Annotated in this window: 19 protein-coding genes; 12 read left to right on the top strand and 7 right to left on the bottom strand. The window is 50.5% G+C overall.

Annotation, left to right across the window (positions count from 1 at the left end):
• Nucleotides 1-54: 54 nt before the first annotated feature.
• The 3 genes from HRH59_RS15165 to HRH59_RS15155 all read left to right on the top strand — a co-directional run bounded on the left by HRH59_RS15165 (nt 55) and on the right by HRH59_RS15155 (nt 2,116).
• The gene (locus HRH59_RS15165; RefSeq protein WP_173502121.1) at nt 55-1,038 is read left to right on the top strand and encodes a tetratricopeptide repeat protein; all 984 of its coding nucleotides are present in this window, start codon (nt 55-57) and stop codon (nt 1,036-1,038) included.
• 34 nt (nt 1,039-1,072) lie between these two features.
• Entirely contained in the window at nt 1,073-1,468 is a 396-nt protein-coding gene (gene gloA2, locus HRH59_RS15160; protein WP_178089587.1) for an SMU1112c/YaeR family gloxylase I-like metalloprotein, read from the top strand.
• A 222-nt stretch (nt 1,469-1,690) separates the two neighbouring features.
• Nucleotides 1,691-2,116, top strand: coding sequence for a potassium channel family protein (locus HRH59_RS15155; RefSeq protein WP_173502120.1), 426 nt, complete (start codon nt 1,691-1,693; stop codon nt 2,114-2,116).
• A gap of 28 nt (nt 2,117-2,144) precedes the next feature.
• On the opposite strand, the gene HRH59_RS15150 is transcribed toward HRH59_RS15155, so the two are convergent.
• The gene (locus tag HRH59_RS15150; protein ID WP_173502119.1) at nt 2,145-3,299 is read right to left on the bottom strand and encodes a chorismate mutase; all 1,155 of its coding nucleotides are present in this window, start codon (nt 3,297-3,299) and stop codon (nt 2,145-2,147) included.
• A gap of 184 nt (nt 3,300-3,483) precedes the next feature.
• On the bottom strand, nt 3,484-5,835 hold the full coding sequence (locus HRH59_RS15145; protein ID WP_173502118.1) for a penicillin acylase family protein: 2,352 nt from the start codon (nt 5,833-5,835) through the stop codon (nt 3,484-3,486).
• Nucleotides 5,836-5,890: 55 nt separating this feature from the next.
• Here HRH59_RS15145 and HRH59_RS15140 point away from each other — a divergent pair, with 55 nt between their 5' ends.
• Nucleotides 5,891-6,538, top strand: a complete 648-nt coding sequence (locus tag HRH59_RS15140) for a cytochrome b/b6 domain-containing protein (RefSeq protein WP_173502117.1) — start codon at nt 5,891-5,893, stop codon at nt 6,536-6,538.
• 51 nt (nt 6,539-6,589) lie between these two features.
• On the opposite strand, the gene HRH59_RS15135 is transcribed toward HRH59_RS15140, so the two are convergent.
• A complete protein-coding gene (locus HRH59_RS15135) occupies nt 6,590-7,042 on the bottom strand; it encodes a c-type cytochrome (protein WP_173502116.1) in 453 nt (150 codons plus the stop codon).
• A 110-nt stretch (nt 7,043-7,152) separates the two neighbouring features.
• Between HRH59_RS15135 and HRH59_RS15130 the strand changes: the two genes are divergently transcribed.
• The 4 genes from HRH59_RS15130 (at nt 7,153) to HRH59_RS15115 (ending at nt 16,323) form a co-directional block, all read left to right on the top strand.
• Entirely contained in the window at nt 7,153-10,116 is a 2,964-nt protein-coding gene (locus tag HRH59_RS15130) for a bifunctional diguanylate cyclase/phosphodiesterase (RefSeq protein ID WP_173502115.1), read from the top strand.
• Nucleotides 10,117-10,130: 14 nt separating this feature from the next.
• The gene (locus HRH59_RS15125; protein WP_173502114.1) at nt 10,131-13,259 is read left to right on the top strand and encodes an amidohydrolase family protein; all 3,129 of its coding nucleotides are present in this window, start codon (nt 10,131-10,133) and stop codon (nt 13,257-13,259) included.
• Nucleotides 13,260-13,270: 11 nt separating this feature from the next.
• On the top strand, nt 13,271-14,575 hold the full coding sequence (locus tag HRH59_RS15120; protein WP_173502113.1) for an amidohydrolase family protein: 1,305 nt from the start codon (nt 13,271-13,273) through the stop codon (nt 14,573-14,575).
• A 65-nt stretch (nt 14,576-14,640) separates the two neighbouring features.
• Nucleotides 14,641-16,323 (top strand): M28 family metallopeptidase, encoded by a 1,683-nt coding sequence (locus tag HRH59_RS15115; protein ID WP_173502112.1) that lies wholly within the window; start codon nt 14,641-14,643, stop codon nt 16,321-16,323.
• Nucleotides 16,324-16,486: 163 nt separating this feature from the next.
• On the opposite strand, the gene HRH59_RS15110 is transcribed toward HRH59_RS15115, so the two are convergent.
• Nucleotides 16,487-16,885, bottom strand: a complete 399-nt coding sequence (locus HRH59_RS15110; RefSeq protein ID WP_173502111.1) for an SUI1 family translation initiation factor — start codon at nt 16,883-16,885, stop codon at nt 16,487-16,489.
• A 161-nt stretch (nt 16,886-17,046) separates the two neighbouring features.
• Here HRH59_RS15110 and HRH59_RS15105 point away from each other — a divergent pair, with 161 nt between their 5' ends.
• Both HRH59_RS15105 and HRH59_RS15100 read left to right on the top strand, forming a co-directional pair.
• Nucleotides 17,047-17,751 (top strand): GAF domain-containing protein, encoded by a 705-nt coding sequence (locus HRH59_RS15105; protein ID WP_173502110.1) that lies wholly within the window; start codon nt 17,047-17,049, stop codon nt 17,749-17,751.
• Between the two features lie 40 nt (nt 17,752-17,791).
• Nucleotides 17,792-18,988, top strand: coding sequence for an amino acid aminotransferase (locus HRH59_RS15100; RefSeq protein WP_173502109.1), 1,197 nt, complete (start codon nt 17,792-17,794; stop codon nt 18,986-18,988).
• Between the two features lie 45 nt (nt 18,989-19,033).
• Here HRH59_RS15100 and HRH59_RS15095 read toward each other — a convergent pair whose 3' ends face one another.
• Complete coding sequence (locus HRH59_RS15095) at nt 19,034-19,882, bottom strand: alpha/beta fold hydrolase (RefSeq protein WP_173502108.1); 849 nt, start codon at nt 19,880-19,882, stop codon at nt 19,034-19,036.
• An 11-nt stretch (nt 19,883-19,893) separates the two neighbouring features.
• Nucleotides 19,894-20,265: a DUF6746 family protein gene (locus tag HRH59_RS15090; RefSeq protein ID WP_173502107.1), complete on the bottom strand. Its 372-nt coding sequence runs from the start codon at nt 20,263-20,265 to the stop codon at nt 19,894-19,896.
• 427 nt (nt 20,266-20,692) lie between these two features.
• Between HRH59_RS15090 and HRH59_RS15085 the strand changes: the two genes are divergently transcribed.
• Nucleotides 20,693-20,845, top strand: a complete 153-nt coding sequence (locus HRH59_RS15085; RefSeq protein ID WP_173502106.1) for a hypothetical protein — start codon at nt 20,693-20,695, stop codon at nt 20,843-20,845.
• A gap of 149 nt (nt 20,846-20,994) precedes the next feature.
• Nucleotides 20,995-21,348: a VOC family protein gene (locus tag HRH59_RS15080; RefSeq protein WP_173502105.1), complete on the top strand. Its 354-nt coding sequence runs from the start codon at nt 20,995-20,997 to the stop codon at nt 21,346-21,348.
• Nucleotides 21,349-21,414: 66 nt separating this feature from the next.
• On the opposite strand, the gene HRH59_RS15075 is transcribed toward HRH59_RS15080, so the two are convergent.
• Entirely contained in the window at nt 21,415-21,672 is a 258-nt protein-coding gene (locus HRH59_RS15075) for a hypothetical protein (RefSeq protein WP_173502104.1), read from the bottom strand.
• Between the last annotated feature and the right edge of the window lie 78 nt (nt 21,673-21,750).

Genomic DNA, 21,750 nt, shown 5'->3' with positions numbered 1-21,750 from the left:
TGGCTGCTTTATAGTGCTGGTTGATTAATTCAGCCAAACGCTTACGGAGCACTTATGCGAAGCCCCTTGTTATTATCCGGCCTGTTGTTGCTTGGCAGCGCACTGCAGGCGAATGCTACTGAGCAACCGGCGTTGGCCGACGAGGTTAAAGCATTATGGCAGGCTAATGATTATGCGGCAGCTGAGGCATTATTGGCGCCGCTGGTAACGAAAAAAACCAAAGACGCTCAGCTGCTGGCATTGCTTGGCCGCACTCAGGCCGGTTTACAGAATATGCAGCGTGCTGAAGAGCTGCTGGAAAAGGCTATCAAGTACGATGCCAGCAATGCCGATTACCAACACTGGTACGCTACGGCAAGTTGTAATCTGGCTGGCAGTGCCGGTATGTTTAGCGCTTTGGGTTATGCCAAACGCTGCAAAAAAGCCTATGAAACGGCACTGAAGCTGGCGCCGGAAAACCCGCGTAGTTATGTCGCGCTGGGCAGTTTTCTTGCTCAAGCACCAGGCATTGCCGGCGGTGACAGAGACGAGGCGTTAAAGATGGTTGCGCAGTTAAAGCAATTGGATCAGCTACAGGGCGAATTGCTGCAGTTAAGAGTGTCTGATTTAGCCGACGACGCCAGCTTTAAGCAGCTACTGGCCGAAACTGAATTGCTCAGTACCAGGCCGGAGCTGTATTTTCAGCGCGCTATGCAATTTGCTCATGTTGAAAATTACCGCGATGCCATCAGTGCGCTACAGCAGGCACTAAGCCAACCGGCAGCCGATGACGACGCTGTTGCAAGCCAGGCTGAAAGCCGTTATCAACTGGGCAGAATTGCCGTGCTAAGCAAAACTGCAGTAGCAGAAGGCATAGCGGCGATGCAGCAATATCTTGCGCAAACGCCGGATAAAGCACGTATTGACTGGGCTAATTTGCGTCTGGCGCAGTTGCATCTGCTAGCCGACGATAAGGCCAAAGCCGATGCCATACTGCAACCGCTGCTGGCGGCAACAACAGACGATAAATTAAAAGCTGAGCTGAAAAAGCTACTCTGATAAACTAAGGGCCTGAATGTTTCAGGCCTTTTTTATGACTCGTCCAATCCTTAACGCCATTCATCATGTAGCCATTATTTGCAGCGATTACGCCCGCTCACAGCAGTTTTACACGCAAGTGCTGGGCTTAACAGTTATCGCTGAACACTACCGCCGCGAGCGCGACTCCCGGAAGCTGGATTTAGCCCTGCCAAATGGCAATCAGCTGGAGCTATTTAGCTTTCCTAATCCACCAGCCAGACCCAGCCAACCCGAAGCGCAAGGCCTACGCCATCTGGCCTTTGTGGTAGACAACGTCGCAGAGTTTGCTGATTACTTAACGAGGCAGGGCGTAGCAGTAGAGCCCATTCGCATCGACGAGTTTACCGGCAAAGCCTTTACCTTCTTTCAAGACCCCGACGGCCTGCCATTGGAGTTGTATCAGGGGTAATCTTCCTGCAAATATCGATGATGGTGTTTTGTAGCAATGCCGTGTCGGTTAAACAGCCATTTTTAATTTTTAATTTTTTATTTACTGATTAAGCCAACATGGGTTAGCAAAGTCACACATTGGGGGGAATACTATATCTATAGTTAAATATGGCAGCGCAGACTAAGAGCCCACGCTGTATGCATTGCTCGCTTTACAGGCAGTTATAAACAGAGGTAACAAATGCTTTATGTGTTTTTCATTAATTGTCTTGTTGTCGCCACAGCAGTGCTGGTGCATTACGAGTTTTTATTCCGCTTGTCTGCAGTCATCCCGAAAATACAGATAAAACACCGCTATAAAATTGTGTTTGGCGTATTTGGGGCGCTGGTTGCCCATGCGGTTGAAATCTGGCTATTTGCCCTGGCGTATTATCTGATGCATAACGCCGAGGGTTGGGGTGAGCTTACCGGCAATTTTAACGGCAGCCTGATGGACTGCGTGTATTTCTCTTTTACAGTGTTTAGTACCGTAGGTTTCGGCGACATAGTGCCAATGGGCGATTTGCGCTATTTAACCGGCATTGAATCGCTGACCGGGCTGGTGTTAATTACCTGGTCGGCGTCCTTTTTGTATTTTGAAATGCAGCGCTATTGGATAACGCACTAAGGGGCATGCACCCCTTAGTGTTATATTATCAGCCGGCAGTTACCTGAGTTGGCTCGATATCTTCACTGGGGTAGCAGCCTAATACCTTAATAAACTTCGTGATTTTATTCAGCTCTTCCAGCGCGCGGGTCATGGCGTAGTCGTTGAGGTTGGCAAAGACGTCAACGTAAAACATCTCTTCCCACGGGTTGCCGTTAATCGGCCGCGATTCGAGCTTACCCATGCTGATCCCGTGCTGTTTCAGCACTAATAGTGCATCTACCAGGGCGCCCGGTTGCTGGCCGGTGTACATAATAAAGGTGGTTTTCGCCGGTATGGCTTTGGCCACGGTTACCGGTTTACGAGCTACTACGATAAAGCGGCTGACGTTGTCTTTCTGGTTAGCCAGGTCGCGGGTAAGTACTTCAAGACCATACAGCTGGCCGCCTTCTTCGCCGCCAATGGCTACTACGGTTGGGTCTTGCTGCTGCTTAATGCGGCTAAAGGCGTCGGATGAGCTGTCGCAGTACTCAATTTTTACTTGCGATAAGCCCTGTAAAAACTGACTGCACTGGGCAATAACCTGGGGGTGTGCGCACACCTGACGGATTTTGCTTAAATCTGTGCCCGGCAAACCCAGCAGACAATGGGCGATAGGGTGGGTCAGCTCGCCAACGATAGACAACCGTGTGTGCTGCAGTATGTCATACACCTCGTTAATACTGCCGGATGAAGTGTTTTCAATTGGCAGCAGGGCGTAATCGGCGTGGCCGGTTTCTACTGCCTGTACTATCTCGTTAAAGCTGTCGCAGCCTTGTTCGATAATACGCTCGGCGCGGCGGGTAAAGTATTTTTGTGTTGCCCAGTAACTGTACGAACCCTGGCCGCCGAGAAAGGCAACCCGTACTGCCGGGCTGTCGGTACCGTTTAGCTGGCCCTGAATTTTTGCCTGTTGCTGTAAAACCGAGTCTTCGATAATGACATGGTACAGCCGTGTTACGTACTGCGCATCGAGTCCAAGCGGCTTGCCCTGGCCAATCAACGATACCAGCAGTTCCTGCTCACGCTTTTGATCCCGTATCGGTTTGTTCTGTGCCAGCTTGGCATCGGCAACCGCTAACGCCAGCTGGCGCCGTTTAGACAACAACCCCAGCAGCTGTTGATCGGTATCGCTTATCGCGTGGCGTATTTCATCCAGTTCCATGTTGGTATTCTCTTTGTCTGATAATTTTTAAACGGCAAAAAAAAACCTCCCGGCAGGGGAGGTTTTCTGGTTTTACTGCGCGCGCAGCTCACCGCCTCCCGTTGGGGGTGGTAAAGTTAAAAAAGCTGAGCGCAATAAATACAGTTTTCATGGCTGCTAACATAATCCGTCCGGATGGCTAAAGTCAACCCTGTGGTGTCAGCAGCAGCTGATATTTTTTCTCACCGGGTAAAAACGGCAGCGCAACTTCATTGAGCCAATAATGATGATCAGCGCGGTAAAACGGCGATAACGGATGGCCGGACTGGCCGGCCGGTATGGTTAAAATGCCCAGTTGTTCCTGGCCGGGTGCCACCACCATGCGCTGAGACTGGCCAAAGCCCGGTTTTTGCACCCGTGGCATATGGCTGTCGCCGTTTAACGGTGTTGCCGGCATATTCAGCCAGCCTCCCAGCAGTGGTATGGCAGCTGAGAGTGGGTGCTGAATTTTGGCCGTGTTCAGGTTACCCCAATTGCTTTGGTTGATACTGCCATACTGCTGCTCTAACTGTTGCTTGCTTTGCAGTACCGCTTGTAACAGCAGTTCATCCCAACTACTGACACCGGCTGGCAGCGTGTCGGTGCGGCGTTGCTGTAGCATCGTCCACAGCGGGGTTTCCAGCGAGAATTTTAAATCGGCACTGCGGGCGCCTTGTTGCTCCAGCAAAGCTGACAGAGGAGCGAATTGCAGTTCAAGCAACTGCTGACGAAAGGCGCGCACCAGGGTGTAACCTACCGCATCGGTGGCGGCGTGTTGTGAGCTGGTTAACACATGCTGACGGTATGACTGCAACTGATGTTGTTGCACGGTGTCATTGTTAAGTACCTGCAGCAGTAATTGCTGCCAGCGTTGCAGCATCAACGCACGGTTGTCCAGCTGAATAGCATGCAGAGCCTGCTCATCAGCCTGTTGCAGTTGCTCCAGCCCCTGCTGTATTTGCCAGCCGCGGGCGCCCAAGTCGTAACCGCCGTTACCCAGTTGTTGGTACATATCACCACCGACCACGCGGGCGTTGGCGCTCCATAATCTGTCAGCGGCCGGATTAAGCAACTGTGGTTGCAACTCCGGCGCCAGGTAACCTTGCCAGCCCTGGCTGCTGTCGCTCCAGTCTTGTGCGGTGTCCCAATCGGCGAGTGTACGCTGGGGTACCGGCCCCATAATAGTCCAGCCGATATTGCCTTTGCTGTCGGCCAGCAGCAGATTTTGTGCCGGAATACCGGCTTGTGGCGCCAGTTCGGCAGCCTGTTGCACATTGGTGGCCGTTTCCAGTTGCAGCAGTTTAAAGTTTACTGCTACAGCGTCATACGCCACCCAGCGCAGCGCATAAGCGGGGCTGTTGCCAAAACGCACTACCGGCCCCCAGCGGGTTTGCGTCAGTTCTATCGCCTGGTCTGGTTTACCGGCCACTTTAATGGTGTCGTATATGTATTCCAGTGGCTGCCAACCATCGGGCGTTAAATAGCGTTTGCCATCATCAGACAATTGTAGCTTTACCAGATCATGCCAATCGGCGGTGCTGTTGGTAAAACCCCAGGCTAACTGGCCGTTAGAACCGACGACTACTGCCGGTGTGCCGGCCAGTGTAAGGCCGGTGACGGTATGCAGTTTGGCGCCGTCGCGCCAGTTCAGTTGAGCTTTAAACCAGGTGCCCGGAACGCGGATGCTCAGGTGCATATCGTCAGCCAGGATAGCGCTGCCGTGGCCGGTTAAACTGCCTGCTACAGCGAAGTTATTGCTGCCGATATCGGTAGCGTCTTTTACGCTACACGCGGTGCAGGCGCTTTGTTGCTGGCGCAGCACCGCGGGGTAAGCTGACTCGGGCATGCTAACGGCAGCCACCGTAGTGCCGTCGATAGCCGCCTGCCAGATATCGCTGTGCTGCTGTAAAAAGCGGTACCACTCTGCCGGAACGGTTTGTTGCAGCACTGTCATGGCGTATTCATCTTTGCCCAGCTTGCCCTGTAAGTCGAGGTACATGCTGTAGATCACTAAAAACGAGTCTGCCGGCTGCCATTGCTCTGGTGTTTGGCCCAGCAGTAAATATTCAAACGGTGCCAGAGTCAGTGTCGCCAGGCCGGCGTTTACACCCCGGCTGTAATCACTCAGTAGTTGTTGCTCCGGCGCGGATAACTGTGCCAACGCCTGTGTAGCGCGAAAGCGAAAGCGATGGTTGCGTAAGGCTTTGTCAGCTTCCAGTGCCCGTTCGCCAAACAGTGCTGATAATTCGCCGGCAGCATTGCGGCGCAGCAAGTCCATCTGGAAAAAACGTTCCTGAGCGTGGGCAAAACCCAGTGCATAAGCGGCATCGTTGCGGTTGGCGGCATGGATGCTCAGGTAGCCGGTACCATCACGCTCAAGCCGCACCGTGCTACTGATTTTGGCCGGCTGCTCGCCGTCATATTGCGGCAAACTCAGATACAGCACGGCATAAAAGCTTGCTGCAGCCAGAGCTGCCAGGGCGGCTGTTACGCCGATTATCCATTTCCACCAATTCATCTTTTTGCTTCTCTGGTATAAAATCAAAAACTTAGCATAACGGAGACAAAGCTCAATGTCACAAAAAGTAAAGGTATGGGACCTGGCCGTGCGGTTTTTTCACTGGAGCCAGCTACTGTTGATTGCGGGCCTGTGGTACACCGGCGAGGAAGGATTAACGGCACAGCACCAATTGCTGGCCTATACGTTGCTGGCGTTAGTTATTGCGCGTATTGTTTGGGGATTTGCCGGCAGTGACAGCGCAAAGTTTTCCCGCTTTGCGGCAACACCAACAGCAGCAATACGTTATTTGCGTAAGCCTTATGCTGTCACCGGCCATAATCCGGCCTCGTTTTATATGATCATACTGTTGATTACATTGATATTACTGCAATTACTCACCGGGCTGGCGACGTTTGATAACAGCTATATGAGTGACGGCCCGCTGGTTGCCTGGCTGCCGGCCAATTGGGTAGAGCTGGCGTCAGATATTCACAAAATAAACATCAACATTTTGCTGGCAGCTGTAGCGGTGCATGTTGTCGCGGCATTGTGGCACAGCTTTCGGGTGCATAATGTGTTGACGGTGCTTTTTACCGGTAAGGATAAAACGGCGCAGCAAGCGGTAAAGCTGCGGCACAGCGGCTGGTTTTTTCTGTTATTTGTTGCGTTGTTAGTGCTGCTGTATTACTGGCAGGGCAGCAAGTTAATGGCGCTGCTATAGCGATGCGCCATTAACAACACAGCACCACTAAAAATACAACGCCAATAAAAATCAGTTTTTGTAGTCGTCGTGGCAGGCTTTGCAATTGCGGGCAAAAGCGCCAAAGGCTTTGCGTACTTCTGCTTGTTCACCGCTGTCGGCAGCGGCTTTTAATGCCAGCGCATCGTTGGCCAGCTTCTCGCCACGGCTGTTAAAGTCCTGCAGGTTTTGCCAGATTTCAGCTTTGGCATCACCGCCACCTTGTTCTGTACCGGGCACAGCAAAAGCCTGCCATGGCAGTGTAGTTAAGGTCGCAAGTGCGGTAGCGCGCTGTGTAACGCGGTTGGCATCATAGTTTACTTCACCTTTTAGCATGTCGGCGATATCGGCCATATTGTGGCGAATAAGCTGAAATGCCGCCTGACGGTAGGTCACGCTGTCTTTAGCATCGGTAAAGGCACTGCCGGCATGGGCAGCCCCACAAGTCAGGGTTAACAAAACTGCGGCTAACAGGGGTTTTTTCATGGTTTCATTCTCTTTTGGTGAATTTACATGCAATAATGAGGCTGTCGTATCTTAACAGAAAGCGATATCTTGCCAATAATGAATAACTACCAAGCAATCAGGCAGAGTGAGTGAAGGACGCTAATTTTACCAAGCCATCAGGACGGGATTCACTGGGTCGTAAATTTGCGCTGGTGGTATTTCTGGCTATTGTTGCTGCCGGTTTCAGCATCGGTTATGTGGTGGTGTTACTGCAGGAAATGATCGCGGTAGACCAACAACGCCAGGTGGTTGAACAAAATGCCCTGCGTTATGCCGCACAACTGAATGACAATTTCCTGCAAAAAGAACAAAAAGCCATAGCAGCTAATCAGGTCGTCAGTCGCAGTTTGGCGAGGGCAAAGCTAACTGCACCAAAGCGCTTAACGGCCTCTGTTGACGGCAGTGTACGGGCACAGGATAACTATTCCGCCGCCTTTGTCGCGGCTGAAAATTACAACAACCGCACTTCAGCGCTGTTTGAGCATACCGGTGTATTGTGGCAGCAATTATCACCGCTGCTGCTACAAGACTTTTTTAATTTTTATTTTATCTCTAAAGAGCAGTTTATCCGCATTTCGCCGGGTGATTGGGCGTTACAGGTAGAAACACAGCATAATTTCTCCCAAGACCTGTTTTACCAAATAGCTACGCCAGAACAAAACCCGGCCAGGCAACCACGCTGGACACCGGTGTACTACGACAGCATCTGGCAAAAATGGATGACCAGCTTAATTATTCCGCTGTATATCAACGATGAATTTGTCGGCGTTACCGGCAGCGATTTTGTGTTGGATGATATTTTGGCCGGTTTACCGCAAACCGGCCCCGGCCAATACAGCAGCAAAGCTTTTTTGTTTGACCACCAGGGCATGGTTATCGGTTTGCAGCGGCAAAATAATACCATTAGTTTGCCGATGAATACCCGTTTGGACGGAGTAATACTGGACAACAGCTTATTACAGCAATATGCAGAAAAAGTGGCGGCTAACCCCGGTCAGCTGGCGCAGCTGTCTCAGGCTGTGCCGGAGCAATTGGTGTCGGCAGCAGCAGTAGAGCGTATTAATTGGTATGTCGCGGTATACACTGATAAAGCCGCAGTAAAGGCATCGTTAAGTGAGTTTCGCAGCAAGCTGTTAGTAGTGTTTGTACTGGTGGCGTTACTGGTTGCGTTATTGCTGCAACTGGCTATTTACCAGTTTATGCTTAAGCGGTTAAACCGCTTGTCGGCGGCGATATACCGGTTGTCTCGGGGAGACTTACAAAAGGTAGAGTTGGACCATAAAGCAGATGAGATCGGGCTGCTAAACCAGGCTTTTGGCCGTATGTCCGACGAGATATCCGGTCTGGTCAGCGGCTTAAATGCACGTATAGAGGAAAAAGAGCTGGCCGAGCGCTCGGCCCGCAAACTCAGCAAAGCGGTGTCATTTTCCAGCTCCGGCATAGTACTGACCGATCAGTTTCTTAATATTGAGTACATTAATCCGTTTTTAACCGAAATTATCGGCAGTAGCGCCGAGCAGTTGCAACAACAGCCGCTACACAGTTTATTCGCTGAAGAAATGCACCATGTTGGTGAAGAAATTGCCGAAACCCTGGCAGAACGCCAGCATTGGCGCGGCGATATGTTGTTGCAATATCAGGAGCGGCAGCTGTGGGTGTCGTTGGCAATAGCGCCCATTCGTGATGAGAAAGGCGATATCAGTAACTACGTTTGCGCCATGCAGGACATCTCGTTTATTAAACAAAGCCAGAAAAAAATGGAACAACTGGCGTACTACGATGTATTAACCGGGCTGGCAAACCGCAGCTATTTTCGCGACCAGTTACGTAAAGCCATTGCTATGGCGCATCGCGGTTATTACTGCTTTGCTTTGCTGTATTTTGATTTGGACGAATTTAAACGCATTAACGACACCCTGGGGCACGATGCCGGAGATGAGTTGCTGAAAGAAGTTGCCAAGCGTTTAATCAGTCGCTTACGCGAAGAGGACACTATTGCCCGGTTGGGCGGTGACGAGTTTGCGGTGATTTTAAGCGGTATTAAAGATCGCGGCCAGGCGTCTACTATTGCTGCCAACCTGCAGCAGGCATTTTCCGCCCCGGTAAAGCTGGGTAATCATGAAGTGTCGATCAGTGCCAGTATCGGCATTACGGTGGCGCCGGAAGATGCCTCCGAAGAAGAGCTGCTGCTAAAGCACGCGGATTTGGCGATGTATGAGGCTAAGGCCCGCGGCAAAAATATGTTTCACTTTTTCAGCCCCGATTTAAACGAAGCTGCCAACGAGCGTCTGCTGATTGAAAACCAACTGCGTGAAGCTATTCGTGAACATCAGTTTTTACTCTATTACCAACCGAAAATTGATATCCGCGATAACAGCGTTATTGGTTATGAAACGCTGCTGCGCTGGCTGCGGCCGGATAATACTTTGGTGCCGCCGTTGCGTTTTATCCCGGTGGCTGAAAGTACCGGGTTAATTGTGCAGATTGGTGAGTGGATCATCTGGGAAGCTTGCCGGTTTTTGTCGCGTCAGCATAGCCGCGGCCATAACATCACCTTGTCGATTAATTTATCAGTACGCCAGTTTAACGATGATAATTTGCCGGAAATTGTCGAACGTATTTTGCTGCGTACCGGCGCGAACCCGAAGTGTTTAATTTTTGAAATTACCGAAAGTATGCTGATGGGCGACACCGATGCGGCTATTAACCAGTTAAATCAGTTAAAGCGGCTCGGGGTATCTTTATCTATTGATGACTTTGGTACAGGCTATTCTTCGCTTAGTTATTTAAAGCGTTTCCCGGTAGACGAGCTGAAAATAGATCGCTCGTTCGTCAAAGATATTCCGGATGATCGTAACGACATGGATATTGTCGCGGCGATTATCGCCATGGCGCAGAAAATGAATCTGCGCGTGGTGGCTGAAGGGGTAGAAACTGCCGAACAAGTTGAATTTTTAAGAAAAAATGCTTGCTACCTGGTTCAGGGATACTACTTCAGCATGCCTTTGGCAGAGCAGGAGTTGAGCCGGCTGAACTACGTTGTTAACTCTTAATTCAGGAACATGTTATGACTCAAGCCCGTTTGTCGCTGTTAAGCACAGCGCTGTTGACGGTTTTTGCTGCCAACAGCCACGCCGATCAAACCTCGCCCTTACAAGGGATCCAGGATAAAACCCCGAACTTAGTCGCCTTAACCGGCGCTACTGTATATACCGAGCCAGGTAAAAAACTGGAAAATGCGACTGTACTTATTGCCGATGGCCGGATCAGCGCCGTGGGCACTAAAGTGACTGTGCCGGCCGGTTATCAGCAAATTGATGCCAGCCGCTATACGCTGTATCCGGGCTTTATTGACCCTTATACCCAGTACGGCATAGAAGCTGCCAAGCCGGCCAAACCCGGCAGTTACCGCGATGCACCGGTGTATAAAAATGAACGTAAAGGCGGCAATGCTGCTAATGACGCTATTCATGCGCAGCAACAATGGGTGTCTGAATTTAAACCCGATGCCAAGGCCGCAGCAGAGTTACGTCAGCTGGGTTTTACCGCCGTGCAGTCGGCGCGGTTTGACGGCATTTTTCGTGGCCGCGCTTTTGTCAGCTCATTAACCGATGGCATCGCAAACGACCTGGTATTAAAAGCCAACGGGCCGCAGTTTATGGCCTTTAGCAAAGGCACGTCTAAACAGAGCTACCCGTCATCGCTGATGGGCAGTATGGCGTTAATCCGCCAAACGCTGAGTGATGCCAATTGGTATAACCAGGCGTACGGTAAAACCGATGTACGTTATTTTAATGCACCGATAGAGTTTAACGCCGCTTTGCAAAGCCTGGCTGACATTAATCAGGCCGGTGCGGTATTTGAAACTGCCGATGACAGGTCGTTGCTGCGGGCACATCATTTACTGAACGAATTTAAGCTTGATAACGCGGCGATGGTCGGTTCCGGTTTTGAATATGTCCAACTGGACGAAGTAAAAGCCATGGGCCGCAGTTTTGTTCTGCCGCTAAACTTTCCGGCGGCGCCGGCAGTAGAGCGGGTGGCTGACCAGCCGGATATTAATCTGGCCGATTTGCGCCATTGGGAGCGGGCACCGGCCAATGCTGCTGCGCTGGCCAAGGCGGGTGTACCGTTTGCTCTTACCACCTTTAAGTTAAAAGAAACTAAACAGTTTTGGCCTAATTTACGCAAAGCGGTACAGCATGGTTTGTCTGCCGACACCGCATTGGCAGCGCTTACCACGGTACCGGCCGGTATTGCCGGCGTTGCCGATAAGTTAGGCAAAATTGCGCCGGGCTATCAGGCCGATTTAGTACTGGCCAGCGGCGATTTGTTTGCTGACGGCGAAATTGTGGCAACCTGGGTCCGCGGCCAACAACACTCGATTAAAGCGCTGGCGCCGGTTGAGTTTGCCGGAGATTATCAGTTGTCGGTTGCCGGCAAAGCGCTGAAAATCACCCTTGAAGGCGAAGCGGATAAACTCAGCGGCAGTGCAGTATTGATGGCCGGCGCGGTTGATGCCAAAGGCGTCAAGCTTGAGCATGTACACAGCCAACAGCAACAATTACAGTTTAACCTGAACCTGGCTGAGCTTACCGGCGATAAGCAAGTAGCGCAGTTTAGCGGTGTATTGGCAGAGAATAGTTTAACCGGCAAATGGCAGTTAAAAGATGCCACCGAAACGGTGACGGCCAAGCGTCAGCCGCTGACAGCTGACAGCAAAAAGACTGCTGCGAAGCCAGAAACTGATATCAGCTTTGTATCGCAGTTAACCTTCCCTAACCGTGCTTACGGCTTACCTGCCTTAGCGAAACAGCAAAACGTGCATATTAAAAATGCCACCGTGTGGACAGCAGAGAAAGACGGCGTGCTGGAAAACACCGATGTCATAGTGCGTAACGGCAAGTTTGATAAAATCGGTAAAAACTTAACTACACCGCGTGGTTTTGATGTGATTGACGCCACAGGCATGCATCTCACCCCGGGTATTATTGATGAACACTCGCACGTAGCCATTGAAGCCGGCGTAAATGAGGGCACCGATGCGGTAACGTCAGAAGTGCGCATCGGCGATGTGTTAAACCCGGAAGATATCAACTTATATCGTGGCTTAGCCGGCGGCACCACTACTGCGCAACTGTTGCACGGCAGTGCTAACCCTATTGGTGGCCAGGCACAGGTTATACAGTTCCGCTGGGGCGAAAATGCGGAAGGGCTGAAAATGCAGGCTGCACCGCCAAGCATTAAATTTGCGTTGGGTGAGAACGTCAAACAGTCCAACTGGGGCGATGCTTTTACCGAGCGCTATCCGCAAACCCGTATCGGCGTTGAAACCACTATTCGTGATGCCTTTGTCGCAGCGAAAGAATACAAAGCTAAACTGGCGGCGTACAACAAGCTGTCAAAACGCCAGCGCGAGCAAGTGGCCGCGCCGCGTATTGACTACCGCTTAGAGGCATTGGTCGAAATTCTGGATAAACAACGCTTTATCCATACCCACTCCTATGTGGCATCTGAAATTCTGATGTTGATAGAGCTGGCCGACGAAATGGGCTTCAACATCACCACCTTTACGCACATTCTGGAAGGTTATAAAACGGCGAAAGAAATGCAGGCGCACGGTGCCAGTGCATCAACGTTTGCTGACTGGTGGGCTTACAAGATGGAAGTGCAGGATGCTATTCCGACCAATGCCTGTTTAATGGCAGAGCAGGGCATGAACGTCAGCATTAACTCTGATGACGCCGGCTTGCAACGCCGTCTGAATCAGGAAGCGGCTAAGTCGGTAATGTACTGTGGTATGGCAGAGCATGACGCGCTGAAGATGGTTACCATTAACCCGGCAATGCAGTTAAAAATAGACAGCGTAACCGGTTCAATAAAAGTCGGTAAGCAAGCAGACTTTGTGTTGTGGAACACTCATCCGTTGTCGGTATACAGCCAGGCGCAACAAACCTGGATTGAGGGTACCAGGTACTTTGATATCAATACCGATAAACAGTTGCAGCAACAGCTTGAAGCGGAAAAAGCAGCACTGATCCAAAAGGTACTGACTGCCGGCGATGCTGCCAAAGCAGGCGATAAAGACGGCTATAAACAAGATGAACCCGAGTGGCACTGTGAAGACCAGGGCGACTGGTGGAATATCGGCAGCCATATTCATGGCAAAGCGCACAACCACAGCCATAACCACTAAGGAGCAGCAGTATGAAATTAACTAAAACCTGTTTAAGCTTGTTCGCTGCCTTAGCCGGCAGCATGACTGCAGGCCAGGCGCTGGCACACGATATGGTGCCGGGTAAAGCGCAAACAACACCGATACTGTTAACCGGTCTTACGGTACATACTGTAACGCAAGGTGTGCAAACTGACAGCGACGTGCTGATTGTGGATGGTAAAATTGCCGCTGTTGGTAAAGACTTAACTGCGCCGCAGGGCGCCACAGTGCTGGCGCTGGATGGTAAACACCTTTACCCCGGATTGGTAGCATTAGCTAATCAGCTGGGTTTAATTGAAATTGAAGCCGTACGCTCTACTGACGACTCAACTGAAGTAACTCACACTAATCCGGACATTAAAGCTAAAGTGGCTTATAACGCCGACTCGGAAGTTATCCCCACTATTCGCAGTAACGGCTTTGCTTACAGCATGGTATACCCGGCCGGCAGCATGTTGATGGGACAATCCAGCCTGATGCAATTAGATGCATGGAATTATCAGGATGCGTTGGTGGCAGATGGCACTGGTTTACATGTACGCTGGCCCAACGCCGGTACTTTAGGCTCGCGTTGGAACCCCAAACCGGCTGATGAGGTGCGTAAAGCCAATGCAGAGCAACTGGAAAAGCTGCAGCAGTATTTTAAAGATGCCAAAGCTTATTACGACGCTGAACAAGCGGGGTTAAACCGCGGCATCGACTCGCGTTGGCATGAAATGCTGGCGGTATTTGACGGTAAGCGGCCCTTGTTTGTGCATGCTGACGATGAGCGGCAAATTCGTCAGGCCATGTTGCTGGCTAACGAGTACAAACTGAAGCTGACTATTGTCGGCGGGCGCGACAGCTGGCGCCTGGCAGACGAGTTGGCGGCGGCAAAGGTAGCGGTTATTTATACCGCACCTTATGGCTTGCCAAGCCGTGGAGATGAAAACTACAGCCAGGCCTTTGTGGTGCCGAAAACCCTGCAGGATGCCGGCGTACAGTATGCACTGTCGCTGGATGGCTATTGGGACACGCGCAATTTGGTGTTTGCTGCCGGTCAGGCCATTAGCTACGGCTTAACGCCGGAACAGGCACTGCGCTCCGTTACCATTAATGCCGCGCAAATTGCCGGTGTTGCCGATAAAATCGGTAGCATTGAAGTAGGCAAGGCTGCCAGCCTGGTGGTGTCAGAAGGGGATATTTTTGATTACCTCGGTCATAAGGTTACCCATTTGTGGATTGACGGTCGCGCGGTCGACTTAAACGATCGTCACAAGCAATTGCACAATAAATATCAGCAGCGGATAAACTAACTGCCTGTCTGATACGTTAAAGTCAGTGCCAGCGTAAGCTGGCACTGCTGTTTTAAGGAAAATTAATGAAAACAAAACTAATTTTAGCGGCGCTTAGCTTAAGTGTTGTAGTCAGCTGTGCCGGTACATCACCGTCAGCAACCGTTAGCCCGGCGTCTGGAGCGAGTGCCGGAGCGATAGAAGCGCATATGCAGTTTTTGGCCGCTGATGCGTTAGCCGGACGTGAAACCGGTAGCAAAGAGCATGAAATAGCCTCGTTATATATTGCTACGCAGCTGCAGGCTTTGGGGCTAAAGCCTGCGGGCGATAACGGCAGTTATCTGCAACGGGTGCCGCTGCGTAAAGCGCGGTTGGCGCAGGAAAGCGCAAAGTTTACTTTGCATGTTGATGGTAAAAATACTCAGCTGAGTTACCCCAAGGCGTTTTTTACCGGCCCAAGCCTGCAGTTTGCCCAAACAAAGGTTACTGCACCTTTGGTATTTGCCGGTTATGGCATGGTATCAAAAGAGTTTGGTTTGGATGATTATGCCGGGCTGGACGTAGCAGGCAAGATAGTGGTGTTGTTAACCGGCCGGCCGGACAGCTTACCCAGCGAAGAAGCCGCGCATTTAAGCAGCCAGAAAACCAGGTTGGCAGCAGAGCGTGGTGCAGTCGGCATTATTACCGTGCATACTCCGCAGCAGGAAAAAGTGCGGCCTTATGCCAGCAGCTTATTGTATTTAAATACGCCGTCGATGGAATGGCTGCAACCAGATGGTACGCCAGCCGACAGCTATCCGGATTTAAAAGGCGGTGCTTATGTACACCATGAGGCTGCCGCCGCGTTATTCAGCAAAGCGCCGCAGTCACTGGCAGATATTTTTACTCAGCTGGATAACAAACAAAACCCGGCCGGCTTTGAGCTTGGTGTATCGGCTACGTTAAGCCGCGACAGCAGCCACGAAGATATCAGCAGCCCCAACGTTATTGCCGTGCTGGAAGGTTCCGATCCGGTGCTGAAAGATGAATACGTGGTGATAACGGCGCATTCTGATCACATTGGTTACAGCAACGATTTACGCAACGATGATAAAATAAACAACGGTGCTATGGATAACGCCGCCGGCGTGGCGATACTGCTGGAAACGGCCCGTTTGTTTGCGCAACTGCCGGAAAAACCCAAGCGCTCTATTTTGTTTGTGATAGTAACCGGCGAAGAAAAAGGCCTGTTGGGCGCAGACTATTTCGCGCATAACCCAACGCGGCCGATTGAGAAGCTGGTCGCCAACGTAAACCTGGATATGCCGGTGCTGTTGTATCCGTTTGCCGATATGATTGCTTTTGGGGCTAATCATTCATCGCTGGGTAAGGTAGTTGAGCAGGCGGCTGGCAAAGAGGGTATAGCACTGAGTGCTGATCCTATGCCGGAGCAGGCTATTTTTACCCGTTCAGATCACTATACTCTGGTGAAAAAAGGTGTACCGGCGGTGTTTTTAATGACCGGCTTTAAATCGCAGGATCCTAAACAGGACGGCGGTAAAATTTGGGCCAGTTTTTTTGCCAAGCACTACCATAAACCGTCGGATGATATCCCGAGCTTAATTAAAGACTATGGCGCTATCCGCTATGACTTTGGTGCCGTTTTTGCCGATATCAACTTTAATATTGCGCTGGATGTGGCTAACACCGGGCAGCGGCCATACTGGCTAAAAGACAGCTTTTTTAATGGTGCTGTTGGTCAGCCGTATAATCGTGAAGCGGTAAAGTAGCATAACGTTTAGTGCTCCGGACTCGAACCGGTTTGCTCACGCTAACACGCCGTAAACCCATCCCTGGGGGCTCGTCTCAGCCCGTCCGGGGCTTCAACGGTTAGCTTAGAGCAAGTCGGTTCTCTTCTCGTTGAGAGATAATGAACCGGCAGTTTTCCATCAATCAGCCACCGGCCCATTTGGTTTTAAACCCTTCGGCTTGCAATAGTTGCTCTACCAGTTCGCGCTTATCACCCTGAATTTCAATTACACCCTCTTTAACCGCGCCGCCACAAGCACACTTCTTTTTCAGCTTTGCCGCCAGCAGCACCAGCTCGTCATGTGGCCTGGCAATACCGCTAATGGTAAGCACAGCCTTGCCGCCACGGCCTTTGGTTTCACGCCTTATACGTACTGCGCCGTCGGCAAATGCTTCCGGCTGCGGCTTGGCTGTGGGTTTAGCACTTATTTTGCCGCTATCGGTGCTGTATACCAGATTAGGGTCGTTTTTTACCGCTGTTGTGGTTGCGGCCGGGTTCATTTTGGCCTGCCAATCGGCCAGAGAGATTTTATTGCCTGCCATAATTTGCTTCGCTTGCTTTACTTCGTTCACTTTACAGAGCTGTCAGCTTAAACATCCACAATAGCGGCGGCAACAATTTCCTTAGCTTGTGTGCTGCTGGCTTGGCTTTTTAAGCGCTTCTGGTAAAATGCTCGTCAATTTTAGAAATCTGGATGGCTATAATGTCACGAGATGCTGTTTCTGTAGCGGAATATATTGAACGTGCCGGTTTAGCGCTAAGCGCCGGTGATGTGGCAAGCTTTGCTGAAAAAGTACAACAACTGCAAGCGGAATTACAGGCTTACCTTGCAGCTACGGCGGCACCACAAGTGCAATGGCAATACAAAGTGCCGGAGTTAGGCGAGGGCGGCGCCTGCTCGCTGTTTGGTCATTTAGCCGACGAGCCTTATGACTTAAGCGCTATTTTAGGCGGGCAAAATGCAGCTAACCAGCATGCACTTACCCAGCTTAGCCTTATTGCTGCATTTTACCGTGAACAGTCGGCACTGGACTGGTTTGGTATTTATCAGGCCCGTACTAACCTAACCAGTGAGCCGGTGCTGGTAAAACTGGCTTATTATGGCGCGCCATCACGGGCTGAATTTCCGTTAAATAGTGAATTTGCCAAAATCAGCAATAACAGCACCGTGGGCTTAAGCGGTAAAGCCAAAGTGATAAACGATGTGGCGGCGTATTTGGGCACAGGTGGCGAATATTACACCTGCGATCCTAAAGTACAGGCCGAAGCCTGTTTGCCTCTGTTTGACCAATCAGGCAAAATAGCCGGCATTGTCGATGCAGAAGATTTTAATAAAAACGTATTTACTGCGGATGCACTGGCATTGCTGGTAGCGGTATGTTTAACCATACCGGCGTACTTGCCTTAAGCGCAGCCTTTTCATGCAACTTAAACTCAGGTAGAACATTATGTTTGCTCAGTTACAACCGGTGGCCACCGATCCGATTTTAGGCTTGATGGCAGCGTACAAAGAAGACCCGAACCCGAACAAAGTTGATCTGGGTGTAGGGGTATATAAAGACGAGCAGGGCCACACGGCAGTACTGAAGTGCGTAAAAGAAGCTGAAGCACTGCGCCTGAAGCAGGAAGACAGCAAAACCTATATTGGTATGGCAGGCGATTTAGGCTTTAACAGCCATATTGAAAAACTGGCGTTTGGTAAAGCGCATAAAGTATTGCTGGCCAATCGTGTGACGACTGCGCATACCCCGGGCGGTACCGGCGCCCTGCGTGTGGCGGCTGAGTTTATTAAAAAGGCCAACCCAAATGCAACGATTTGGGTAACCAGGCCAACCTGGGCTAACCATATTTCAATGTTTAAGGCCGCCGGCCTGAACGTAAAAGAATACACCTACTACGATTACGACACTAAGGGCCTGAACGAAGAGGCGATGTTTGCTGATTTGGCGACCGTGCCGGCCGGCGATGTGGTATTGGTGCATGCCTGCTGCCACAACCCCAGTGGCATGGATTTAACCTTTGCCCAGTGGCAGCGTTTTACTGATGTCGCCAAAGAGCGCGGTTTTACGCCGTTAGTCGATATGGCTTATCAGGGTTTTGGCTCAGGCCTGGATGAAGACGCCAAAGGCTTGCGCCATCTGGCTGATAATGTCGAAGAGATGATCCTGTGCAGCTCATGCTCAAAAAACTTTGGCCTGTACCGCGAGCGTATCGGTGCGGTATCCATAGTGGCGGCAGACAGTAAAGTTACTGATGTTGCTAAAGTGAATTTATTAAGCGTGGTGCGCAGTATTTATTCTATGCCACCGGCGCACGGTGCCATTATCGTCGCCAATATTCTGGACAGTAACGAGCTAACCAGTCTGTGGCATGAAGAGCTGGCTGAAATGCGTAACCGCATCAACAGCTACCGTCAGCTGATTATCGATAAATTGGCCGGCGAGGGCGTACAGCAGGATTTCAGCTTTATTACCCGCCAACACGGTATGTTCAGCTTTTTGGGTATTAACAAAGAGCAGATCAGTCGCTTGCGTAACGAATTCAGCGTCTACATGGTGGATTCCAGCCGGGTAAGTATTGCCGGGTTAAACCACAGCAATATTGATTACTTTGCTAAATCGGTTGCCACAGTGTTGAAAGGCTAAATACCAAAGCTTACACAGAAAAAACCGCAGTTCGCTGCGGTTTTTTTATGCCATTAAAAAGCGACGGATCTCGCCGGCTACCAGGGCGGCTTGGGTCATATGACAATGATGGCCACCGCGGACAGTTGTTAACTGCAACTGCGTATAATGCGCAGCAAACTGCTCTGCTTTGCCGGCAAAGGGGCTGTCGTTAGCAATTAGCGCCAGCACCTTGCACTCTACCGCCGATATCAGCGCTTTGGCTTGTTCCGGCGTTAAGCGATATACCGAGCTATGGCGCAGGCGCATATCGGCGCGCCAGCTTACGCCTTGCGCTGTGGCAACAGTACCGCGCTCTGCCAATAACATGGCTTCGGTCAGGCTGAAATCGCTTTGCTTTTGTCTGGCGGCCGCGGCGTCAGCCACACTGGTATAAGATGGCTTACGTGAGATTGGTTTCAGCCGTGATTTGATACCTTCGCGCAGCTGTTTTGCCGCATTAGCGGCGTCATCAGTAACAAAGCCAAGGCTGTCTATCAACACCAACTTCGCCACCAGCTCCGGAAAAGCCGCGGCCAGTGCCGTTGCTACCATAGCGCCCATTGAGTGGCCGATAATTGTGAGTTGCTGCCAATTCTGCGCTGTACATAACGCGACTAAGTCCTGCACCCAATCAAAAAAGTAATAGTGCGCGTCAGCGCCACGATGGCCGGAATGGCCGTGGCCGGGAAATTCCAATGCCAGCAGCGGTATATCAGGTAGCTGCTGCGCCAGCGGTTCAAAGCTGGCGGCATTATCCAGCCAGCCATGCAGACACAATACCGCAGCCGCGCCGCTGTTGGCGGCATGGTTGCCCAGTGCTGCCAAACTAACACTGCCTGTGCTGAAATGATGTGGATATTGCAGGGCTGTCATGGCTGCGCTGTTTACTTAATCAGCGTCTGCGCTGCCTTAATATAGGCATCACCACGTGCTTTTGCTGTATCGGTGTCCATGTGCTCAGAGGCAACATGCAGCTCTTCCAGTGTGTCTTTTAACTTAGCGGTTTCAGCATGGATTTTCTCCAGCGCCACTTCTATGGTGTAAGTCAGTTCATGAATTTCAACCATGGCCAGCGGCGTCAGCTCACCGGCTAAAGCAGTTTTTAACTTCTGATTATATTCACTGAAATTAGCTACTGCCTGCGCCAGGGTATCGGAAGGCTTACCTTTATAGTGGTCCGGCCGCTCGTCGGCCAATGCCGCCCCGGCAAAGAATACAGTACAGCCCAACATGACAGCAGATAACAGTGATTTCATAGGTAACTCCAAAATGTAAATGAGAACTTTTCGCAATTAATTTAGCATATAACTACAGCTGATAATACTGCGAAATGCAAAAAGCGCTGTATTTTAGCGTTACACTGAAAAAATGAAATTTTATGATTAGAATAACTAACCATAACTACTGCTCGTTAATTCAACCGCCAGCCCCCGTCTGATTATGCTGTGGGTTCTCTTACTAGATTTAATCTGCATAAATAGCTATTTTAACGTAATAAAAATCAATATCTACCGGTTAAGGTTTTAATTCAGTATTACATAACCTCTAAGGCTATATGAATACAGTGTGATTTATGCATTAGTTTTATTGATGCTTTGGTTGTAATTTATCTCGTTCGTCAGTTGTGCAAAAAGTCGGCATAATGTGCAACATATAAACAGCGCACAAACACAGAGGTGAAGCATGACGACGTTAAATACCACAGCCGCGAAACATAATGTTACCGTTAACAACAGTCGTGCCGTTAGCCGTGCATTGCTGGTGCGTAAATTAAACCGTTTACTAGCGCAGATGGGCCGTGCACTGAATACTGCCAACCTGGTTCATAGCAAATAAAGAGCTGCGCATCAGCTAAACCAAGCTGTTGTTGATAACAAAGCCACGCCTTGCAAAAGCCGCGTGGCTTTTCTGTTTTAGTCGCTTGTTAGAGATCAGCGCTTGCATTAGAGTAAGCTATGGATATAACAGAAGCGGGAGCTGTGCTTATGAGTGGGCATGAAAAAATTAACTATGTAGAGTTTCCGGCCGCAGATCTGGCGGCAGTGAAAAAGTTTTATGCACAGGTATTCGGCTGGGTGTTTGCTGACTATGGTCCTGACTATGTTGCTTTTGCTAATTCCGGCCTGGATGGCGGTTTTTATCGTGCGGCAAAGCAGTCAACCACGGTGCAGGGGGCGGCACTAGTAGTACTGTACAGTAAAGATCTGGCAGAGACTGAGCGGAAAATTGTTGCTGCAGGAGGCCGGATAATTAAGCCGGTATTTTCGTTTCCGGGCGGGCGTCGGTTTCACTTTGCTGATCCGCATGGCAATGAATTGGCTGTCTGGTCAGAGCAATAACAGCATGTCGCTTACGCGATACAGCGGGCGTAAGCGAACCTGTTGCTAACTGCATGGTGGCGGCCTTTATTGTTGGTCGGTTGTTGCCTGTTCGCTGGTTTTGGCCACATTTTGTTCAGCTTGCTGGCTGCCGGCAGAAAAAAACAACTCGGCAACGGTTTGCTCTAAAGCAGATTTTGCTTGCTGCTTAATGTTAGCGCTCAGTTCGGTTAATTGGTTGCTGACCGTTTCAGTTAAGGTGTCGGTGAGCGTGTTGGCCTGAGCCGGTGCAGCAAAGCTTACAGCGATAACAGTGGCCAGAGTTAGATAAGATAAAGTTTTCATTTTTTTGTCCTTTGGTTTCAGATTAGTGTCAACAACACTTAAACTGTTACAAGCAACGTGCCACTTTTTTGTGTTTAA

Source organism: Rheinheimera lutimaris (assembly GCF_013283795.1).
Lineage (GTDB): Bacteria > Pseudomonadota > Gammaproteobacteria > Enterobacterales > Alteromonadaceae > Alishewanella > Alishewanella lutimaris.
Note: the sequence above shows the minus strand (reverse complement) of the source record. Positions and strands in the feature narration are given on the sequence as shown.

Bases quoted from the DNA above. Each gene is read 5' to 3' on its own strand.
- HRH59_RS15165 (WP_173502121.1), top strand. From the start codon at position 55: ATGCGAAGCCCCTTGTTATTATCCGGCCTGTTGTTGCTTGGCAGCGCA.
- gloA2 (WP_178089587.1), top strand. From the start codon at position 1,073: ATGACTCGTCCAATCCTTAACGCCATTCATCATGTAGCCATTATTTGC.
- HRH59_RS15155 (WP_173502120.1), top strand. From the start codon at position 1,691: ATGCTTTATGTGTTTTTCATTAATTGTCTTGTTGTCGCCACAGCAGTG.
- HRH59_RS15150 (WP_173502119.1), bottom strand. From the start codon at position 3,299: ATGGAACTGGATGAAATACGCCACGCGATAAGCGATACCGATCAACAG.
- HRH59_RS15145 (WP_173502118.1), bottom strand. From the start codon at position 5,835: ATGAATTGGTGGAAATGGATAATCGGCGTAACAGCCGCCCTGGCAGCT.
- HRH59_RS15140 (WP_173502117.1), top strand. From the start codon at position 5,891: ATGTCACAAAAAGTAAAGGTATGGGACCTGGCCGTGCGGTTTTTTCAC.
- HRH59_RS15135 (WP_173502116.1), bottom strand. From the start codon at position 7,042: ATGAAAAAACCCCTGTTAGCCGCAGTTTTGTTAACCCTGACTTGTGGG.
- HRH59_RS15125 (WP_173502114.1), top strand. From the start codon at position 10,131: ATGACTCAAGCCCGTTTGTCGCTGTTAAGCACAGCGCTGTTGACGGTT.
- HRH59_RS15120 (WP_173502113.1), top strand. From the start codon at position 13,271: ATGAAATTAACTAAAACCTGTTTAAGCTTGTTCGCTGCCTTAGCCGGC.
- HRH59_RS15115 (WP_173502112.1), top strand. From the start codon at position 14,641: ATGAAAACAAAACTAATTTTAGCGGCGCTTAGCTTAAGTGTTGTAGTC.
- HRH59_RS15110 (WP_173502111.1), bottom strand. From the start codon at position 16,885: ATGGCAGGCAATAAAATCTCTCTGGCCGATTGGCAGGCCAAAATGAAC.
- HRH59_RS15105 (WP_173502110.1), top strand. From the start codon at position 17,047: ATGTCACGAGATGCTGTTTCTGTAGCGGAATATATTGAACGTGCCGGT.
- HRH59_RS15100 (WP_173502109.1), top strand. From the start codon at position 17,792: ATGTTTGCTCAGTTACAACCGGTGGCCACCGATCCGATTTTAGGCTTG.
- HRH59_RS15095 (WP_173502108.1), bottom strand. From the start codon at position 19,882: ATGACAGCCCTGCAATATCCACATCATTTCAGCACAGGCAGTGTTAGT.
- HRH59_RS15090 (WP_173502107.1), bottom strand. From the start codon at position 20,265: ATGAAATCACTGTTATCTGCTGTCATGTTGGGCTGTACTGTATTCTTT.
- HRH59_RS15085 (WP_173502106.1), top strand. From the start codon at position 20,693: ATGACGACGTTAAATACCACAGCCGCGAAACATAATGTTACCGTTAAC.
- HRH59_RS15080 (WP_173502105.1), top strand. From the start codon at position 20,995: ATGAGTGGGCATGAAAAAATTAACTATGTAGAGTTTCCGGCCGCAGAT.
- HRH59_RS15075 (WP_173502104.1), bottom strand. From the start codon at position 21,672: ATGAAAACTTTATCTTATCTAACTCTGGCCACTGTTATCGCTGTAAGC.